This is a genomic window from Caballeronia sp., from assembly GCF_049581465.1.
In the GTDB taxonomy this organism is placed as follows: Bacteria; Pseudomonadota; Gammaproteobacteria; order Burkholderiales; family Burkholderiaceae; genus Caballeronia.
Window position 1 is genome coordinate 1 of record NZ_JBAUSA010001145.1, and the last position, 6,651, is coordinate 6,651.

General features: G+C 59.5%; 6 protein-coding genes and 1 pseudogene. 1 reads left to right on the forward strand and 6 read right to left on the reverse strand.

Going from position 1 to position 6,651, the window contains the following annotated elements:
• Nucleotides 1–209 precede the first annotated feature (209 nt).
• From cas1f to WCA53_RS28035, 6 genes are read right to left on the reverse strand one after another with little or no spacing between them, the layout of a single operon-like run.
• Complete coding sequence (cas1f, locus tag WCA53_RS28010) at nt 210–1,217, reverse strand: type I-F CRISPR-associated endonuclease Cas1f (protein ID WP_423918575.1); 1,008 nt, start codon at nt 1,215–1,217, stop codon at nt 210–212.
• The gene (locus tag WCA53_RS28015; RefSeq protein ID WP_423918578.1) at nt 1,214–1,837 is read right to left on the reverse strand and encodes a type I-F CRISPR-associated endoribonuclease Cas6/Csy4; all 624 of its coding nucleotides are present in this window, start codon (nt 1,835–1,837) and stop codon (nt 1,214–1,216) included. Before WCA53_RS28015 ends, cas1f begins: the two co-directional genes overlap by 4 nt.
• Nucleotides 1,837–2,691 carry a type I-F CRISPR-associated protein Csy3 gene (csy3, locus tag WCA53_RS28020; protein ID WP_423918581.1) on the reverse strand — a complete coding sequence of 285 codons (855 nt, stop codon included), beginning with the start codon at nt 2,689–2,691 and terminating at the stop codon, nt 1,837–1,839. Before csy3 ends, WCA53_RS28015 begins: the two co-directional genes overlap by 1 nt.
• Nucleotides 2,609–2,968 carry a hypothetical protein gene (locus WCA53_RS28025; protein WP_423918584.1) on the reverse strand — a complete coding sequence of 120 codons (360 nt, stop codon included), beginning with the start codon at nt 2,966–2,968 and terminating at the stop codon, nt 2,609–2,611. Before WCA53_RS28025 ends, csy3 begins: the two co-directional genes overlap by 83 nt.
• Nucleotides 2,969–3,023: 55 nt before the next feature.
• On the reverse strand, nt 3,024–3,827 hold the full coding sequence (locus tag WCA53_RS28030; RefSeq protein WP_423918587.1) for a type I-F CRISPR-associated protein Csy2: 804 nt from the start codon (nt 3,825–3,827) through the stop codon (nt 3,024–3,026).
• Nucleotides 3,824–4,993 carry a hypothetical protein gene (locus tag WCA53_RS28035; RefSeq protein WP_423918591.1) on the reverse strand — a complete coding sequence of 390 codons (1,170 nt, stop codon included), beginning with the start codon at nt 4,991–4,993 and terminating at the stop codon, nt 3,824–3,826. The genes WCA53_RS28030 and WCA53_RS28035 overlap by 4 nt, the downstream gene beginning before the upstream one ends.
• A 290-nt stretch (nt 4,994–5,283) precedes the next feature.
• Between WCA53_RS28035 and WCA53_RS28040 the strand changes: the two are divergent.
• A pseudogene (locus tag WCA53_RS28040) lies at nt 5,284–6,651 on the forward strand (hypothetical protein); the annotation flags it as partial.

Sequence of the window (6,651 nt, forward strand, 5' to 3'; positions counted from 1 at the left end):
TCTAAGCCGCGCGCGTGGCGGCTGACTTGATCGATAACGCCCAGGCCCGCAAGGTACACTTCTAAGCCGCGCGCATGGCGGCTGACGTAGACGCCGGCCGCCTGCCGGATCTCGCTATCTTCTAAGCCGCGCGCATGGCGGCTGACCGTTCGAAAATTCCAAAAACCTCAATCAAACCCAGAACCTACGTCACTCAGGCGAGAAATAGATCATTCGCGACCCGACCCTCCAAGCAATTGATCTTGTTCAATATTATCGACAACGCAGGATTTGATGTTTTCGATCAGCGAATCGATCACTTCAATTTGAAGACATCGATCGATCAACTCGTTTCGAAATTGTTGGTCGGTGGCGTTATCCGAACCCATCTCGAACGCCAGCGGCATCACGACCGCGTCCTTGAACAAATCAGCAACGTCAAAAACCAATGCGCCGCGTCGCGTTTTTCCGTGAAGCACAGGGAGAGCGAACGAAATACCAAGCGCATAGATAGCCACGGCCGCATAACCGTAAGCGATGTAGTTCCCGTGGTCCAGGAACGAGTTGACCACATCGGCGCTAGATCCTTTGCTGCGTTTGCCACCCTCGCGCTTGAAATCATCAACCGCAAAAGCCGAGCGCAACCGGGCATAAAGCATCCTCGACCAGACAGCTTCGGCAGCAAGCATCGCGTCGGTCGTCTCGGCTCTCTGAACCGCAATCGAGAATCTCTGCAGATCAGCGTCTTCGATGGTTGCGCCGCGAGCCGTGAGAGCGGAATTGATCTTCCATGCAGACTGGACCCAGTCCGCGCGAACCTTCATGAACTGCCGACCCATGGAGAGTCGCCTGGGTTCGTCGAGCCACATGCGCATCCAGTCCTGCATGTACTCCGTGGGCCTGTACTCGCTCTGTGGCGTCATGAACACCGGGTCAACCGCGCCCAACAAAGGCGAACCGCCAGTGCCAACGAACCCGACCATGACACCACTTTCTGCCAGCAGGCGAACGGCCGATTCCGTGATCGAAGTGCCAAGGCCGAGCAGTAGAAAGGCCGTGTTCTTGTATGGAATGTTAAAGAACTGCTCGATTTCCTCACCGCGCTGCGTCAGGAAAAGAAGCCGGCCATCCTTCTGCATCACGCGGGCGCGCTCGATCAGGAATGCGTTCGCGCGCTTGCTGAGAAGAATGGCCCTGGAGGTTGGATCTGGGGTCCGGGGCCCAGCACCCTTCTTCACGGCGTTTCCGGTTGGCCCATGTTGGGCCAACCATCCTCGGGGGTGACCGGCAGTGCAAATCGCCTGGTGACGACCGACAAACCGTACACGTCTGGCTCAAAGGTGAGAGGCGAGTCGTCCGAGCAACACGCCGTGGCGTGCCGCACCGGTTTGACAAACAAGCTGAAGCCATGCCCGGAGGACGAACTGTTGAGGCGAAGGTGTGGCAAAGAATCTGCCTCACTCATCCGTCGAGCGCGAGACTCTTGGAGGCGACTTTTCCGATTAGGTACCCTGAACCGAAGATACTCCACATAACCGGGCGGCTCGTAGTCCGGCGCGAGCACCTTGACCCGCCCGATGTTCACATAGTCACGGATGAACTGCTGTTTTTCGAGCGAGTCGGCGAGCGTATCGAGAGATGCCTTCTCCAGTGCAAACACACGGACAAGGTTCCCCGGACTCGGCCTGGGGCCGGTCTTGGCCTGCGGGAAGGCCAGCGCATGCTTGAACTCCTGCCGAGCGGCGATCGCGTGGGCAAACTTGATCACCAACGCCATGACATCGTGAGCCACGGCGTTGGGCCGCTCGGCCTTGAACGCAGGCACCACACGCAAATCCATATAAGCCTGCGGCTGCATTACGCGGCCTCACTGGCTTCGGCCGCTTCTTGCGGCTTGGCGTCGCCGGCCTTGGCGTTCGCCTTTGCTTCGGCCTTGTCCGAGCCACCGCTGTACACGCCGCCACGGATCATCGAACCAATGCAGAACATGCCTTCCGGTGAGCTAGGGTCGATTTGATTCAGGCGCGAGAACATGCTGAACGCCGTCGCCTTCCCGCTACGAAAGAAGCTCATCAAGTCGATGGAGGCGCCGTTGGGCTCCACGGGCAGGGCCTTGCCCACGATTTCATACGCTTCGTACCACGTATCAAAGGTACGCAGGCGGTTGCTGATCTTCTGGTCCCGCAGCGCCGCCTGGCCCGTTACGGTCTGGTGATCCGTCCCCGGGTTCTTGGAGTAAGGAATCTCCGTCGCGAGCTTATAGAGCGGACGGGCGAAGCCCTTCGGTTTGTCTTCGACGTACGCCTGTGATGGGAACACTTCGACGGAGCCCTTCACTCCAAAATCCACCCGCGCGATGATTTCGACTGCTGCGTCGCGGTCGCCGCGCAGACCCGCCGCAATGATTTCTGCCAAGCGGATCTCATCGGCGCTGTAATTGCCGAACGATGACAGAGGAATAGTCAGCGAGTCGAAGACCAGCGATTGGCCGTTCGAGTCGACGGCGGTCGTGGTCACTGACTTGGCCACGACCCGATTGCGCCACAGGAAAGAGCCGTTCGCAACGTTCCGGGCGATGCGACGTGATACTTCCTGGAGCCCATCGCTGACCTTGGCACGGGCGACGAAATCAACGACGCTTTCCCGCACCTGCCTGGCCAGGTTGCCATCGCCGGAAGCGCACGCAAAAAGGGCGCTGTCCAGATCGAGCATCCGCAGACCGAATTTGACGACCAACGCCCTGGCGCTGATCCAGCCTCGCCGTCTCGGTCTGCTGGATATTCGATACATCGCGGTCCTTCGTTCCCTTCGCTGTATCGCCGGCTTCGCTGACGTTTTGCGTACCGCGCAGGCCGTGTCTGACCACGTAGACCGGCGGTGTTTCACTCTGCCCTTCGATCTCGTTGAAGAATGCACCAGCGCTGACAATCAATGATCGCTGGAAGGAAAAGACGCTGGGCACCTTGGTAAATATCTGGGTACTGGACATGAAGACTCCGTGCAAGTGAAAGAGAAATGAGAGGAAGGCGCGCTCCGGATTTGACTCAGTGCCCGACGAGGAAGACACGGTCGGAAGGCTTCTTGAACTTCCAGACCGGGATCGATGCAGTCTTCAATGACTTGAGTTGGACCAAGCCGACAAGAGGCTCCGCGAACGCATGAAGATGGCCATCACGCGTCCACACGCGTTCTTGAGCCTTGGTTATCTTGGCGTAGCCCATCGTCGCGGGAATGATCCACGGATTCTCCTCGCGGGCTTCGCGTGTCGGCAACGTGGCGCGCAGGAGAGCATCCAGCGTGTCCTCGCCGCTTGCCGGGACCGTCAGGTCGGGTCGCGCATGAAGGGCGAATCCGGTTCCGAGACGCTCCCGGACCTGGCCCATGTTTTCGAGATAGAAGGGATCCAGCGAGTTGACGGAAACGACGCCCCCGGCAATCCGTGCACTACGCATGAAAAGCTCAACCTTGTCTCGGTCGACGCTCGCCCCTTCTTCAAAGACGATCGCCAGGGACACAGTCAAGTCACAGCGCACGGTCGGCTGCAGGGACAACGCGTTTTTGTTCTTGGATGAGTAGTCATCGCCATTGATGAGCGCGGCCGCGCGCAACTGATGGGGTAGCCACGGGTACGTCCCGGCAATCTTCTCCGCGCGCAACCGGTAGTCGTGGACCACTGCGCCAACGCCGACGAACTCACGTCCGGCGCCGGGTGGCAAGCATTTCAATGCAAGGGCTTGGCCAAAGCCGACGTATGCCGTTGGGCCCGGCGGCGCCAGGAACCACCATGCCCCCTGGGCGTTCGCGCCGGCGACTTCCAGTCGGGGAAGCAGAACGATGAATTGGCTCATGGACATACCTCTTCTGCATAGGAAATCAGCGCCGCTAGCTCACCGTCACCGCAGACCACGTAGTCGTCCTTGCCGATCCGGTACTTGAACCTCTCGATGCTGTTGATGAGCTTTCGTGCGAACACCTTCTTGAAACTTCGGTCGCGGCGCTCCGGGTCAATCAGCGCCCTCAGGAACGGATCCATTGATGGCGACGTGAGACCGTTCAGATGCTCCCGGTTTCGGTCGAGGATCTCTCGTGCCCCGGCAGCCGCGTTCAGCGATGCAACTGCAATCGACTGGATGTGCTGCCGTTCCGCCTCGCGAATGTCCATGCCAGATGGCATCGATCCGCCGTTTGACTGTTGCAGGGCACGGCGCCAGAGGGCGAAGGCCGTGGTCTCCTTCTTCGGCGCCGCGAAGGCGAGCCCGCCGAGATGCCCCTTGAAGTGCAGCCGGTACGCAGTGCGGATTTCCTCGCTCTCGGTGGGTCCGCTGAATACCAACGGGCGCTGCATCGATCGGACGTAGCGTCCAACATTCTGTGGGTTGGAGCCGCCAATGCCCAGGATGGCATTGGCGCGAAAGATAGTCGACTTGCCTGTCTTCGGATCGGTGCTGGCTGCGGACTCAGTGGTGAGGCGTGTGCGGATTACGTCGCTCAGTCCGCTGCTCTGAAGCGGCGTGAGCGCAACCCATGGAGAAGCTTCCTCGCCGGTTGGCCAGATGATCTGGCGCAAGCGCGGGTCGATGAAACCGGTCCCGACGCACCCCGGCTCCGACATCAATCCGCGCAACCCCTCGATCATCGACAACTGCTCGGGGCTCACATCAGTGAAGAACTGGTCCCAGCTTCCATTGAGTACGCTGGCGATTTGTTTGAGGGGACCTGCATCGGTTGCCCCTAGTACGTAATCGACCGGGACCTTGGTGCAGTCCAGCGTGCTAACCGCTACGAACGGCAGCGGAAGACGTTGCGAGGGATCGAGTCGAACCCCTACTGCCGCGGCGTTGGAGTTCACGCTTCTCGACGACAAATGGGAGGCTGTCTTGATCGATTTCAGGCATGCCGCAAGGGTCAGCTCCGCCCACACCTTCTTCTCGATCGGCTTGGCCACCTTTTCCTTCGATACTTTCGGATTCCCAATCTTTTTAACCACGCTGGTAGCTGCATTTATGTTCGACATTCGTGTGCTCTCGATTGACCGGTGTTCTTTAGAATCCAAACATTACCGGACAAGAACCTGTTCGGATAAAAATTCCAGCGTCAAATTCGCCATAATTTGTTCATCTAATAGAAATACTTTACAAACGTTCGTATAGTGGTCGCGATGAGAATAGTGAACGATGCAAAACAGCGGTTTGTAGTCGAGATATCCACGATTTCCTGATTCGGTTCGGTGGTCGGGCCGTGGCGCCCAACGTCGTCTGGCCGCCATTGCGAACAAACACCGAGTCCGCCTGAGGCACCATTCCAATGCACATCCTGCTCGTCTCGCAGTGCGAGAAGAAGGCCATCCTTCGCACGGCCAAGGTTCTCGATGCGTACGCAGTTCGGCACGGCGATCGAACCTGGGTGACGCCTATCACCCGGAACGGACTCGACGCGCTGTACGGCGAACTGCGTAGCCGTGGGACTCGACAGACCGCCGTCGCTTGCTACGTCAATGACGGGGCGCGACGGCTCAAGCTCCTCTGGGTGGTTGGACGCAAAGGAGCCTTCGGCCCGGCTGGCTCGGTCGCCGTGGCCACGAAGACGCGGCCAATGAAGGACCTCGTGCTGGATCTATCACCCGCCGTACGCGTAGCGTGCCTGCTTGCCGAGTGCGCCGGCCTGATCCACGATTTTGGAAAGTATGGGCAGGTCTTCCAGGGCAAGTTGGACTCAACGACACCACTCGCCGATCCGATTCGCCATGAATGGATCTCTCTGCAGGTGCTGCTGTCGCTTCTGGATGGCGGGACTTGGGAACAAGGGTGGAACAAGCAGTTGCGCATGAAGGAATACCGGGCGCATGCGCACGGCATCGAAAAGGGACTCCAGAGCGTCGAGGCCGTGCTGGCCTTCCTGGTAATGTCCCACCATCGCCTGCCGCGCGGTCAGCCGGGCGGGCGTAACAGCACCGTTCGCACCAACATCCCCGGCGACGAAGAGTACATTCGGCCCGAGGCACTCATTGAGAACAAGCCAAATCCGTTCGTGAGTCAACCGTCGCCCCTGGCGATGAAGCGGATAGAACATCTGCTAGCGAGGATCCGGGCCTTCGATCTGCCGGACAGTACCCCGGAGGCCATGCGCGCGATCGCATCGCTGGCACGCATGGCGCTCATCCTCGCAGACCACCATGTGTCGAGCGTCGATAAGACGCAGTCCGAAGGGCACGGCCCAAGCATCGTGGGACAACCCGGTGCTGTCTTCGCGAACACCCACAAGCACAACGGCACACGGCTCAAGAATCAGGAACTCAGTTGGCACCTCAACAATGTTGGGAATGAGGCCGGCTCGATGATCCAAAGGATGCTCGCCTTCAGGCCGCCAGGATTGACCGGAGCCGCGGCCGATGTGATCCGCCAGCGATCCGAAGACAGGTTCCAGTGGCAAAACGTCTGCGCCGATGCACTTGAAGCGGAGCAGTTGAAGGACCGGCTGCCAACGCTGGTCATCAACATAGCTGGAACGGGGTGCGGCAAGACCCGGATGAACATGCGAGCCATCGCCGCACTTCGGCCGCCGGATTCAGACGGCTCCCAGGAACCCTTGCGAGTTGCCACAGCACTGAACCTGCGCACACTCACGCTGCAGACGCGGGACGCCTACGCAGAGCAGTTGGAGCTAGGCCAGAAT

Coding starts and splice junctions, on each gene's coding strand:
- WCA53_RS28015 (WP_423918578.1), bottom strand. CDS start 1,837: ATGCAGCCGCAGGCTTATATGGATTTGCGTGTGGTGCCTGCGTTCAAG.
- WCA53_RS28025 (WP_423918584.1), bottom strand. CDS start 2,968: ATGTCCAGTACCCAGATATTTACCAAGGTGCCCAGCGTCTTTTCCTTC.
- WCA53_RS28030 (WP_423918587.1), bottom strand. CDS start 3,827: ATGAGCCAATTCATCGTTCTGCTTCCCCGACTGGAAGTCGCCGGCGCG.
- csy3 (WP_423918581.1), bottom strand. CDS start 2,691: ATGCTCGATCTGGACAGCGCCCTTTTTGCGTGCGCTTCCGGCGATGGC.
- WCA53_RS28035 (WP_423918591.1), bottom strand. CDS start 4,993: ATGTCGAACATAAATGCAGCTACCAGCGTGGTTAAAAAGATTGGGAAT.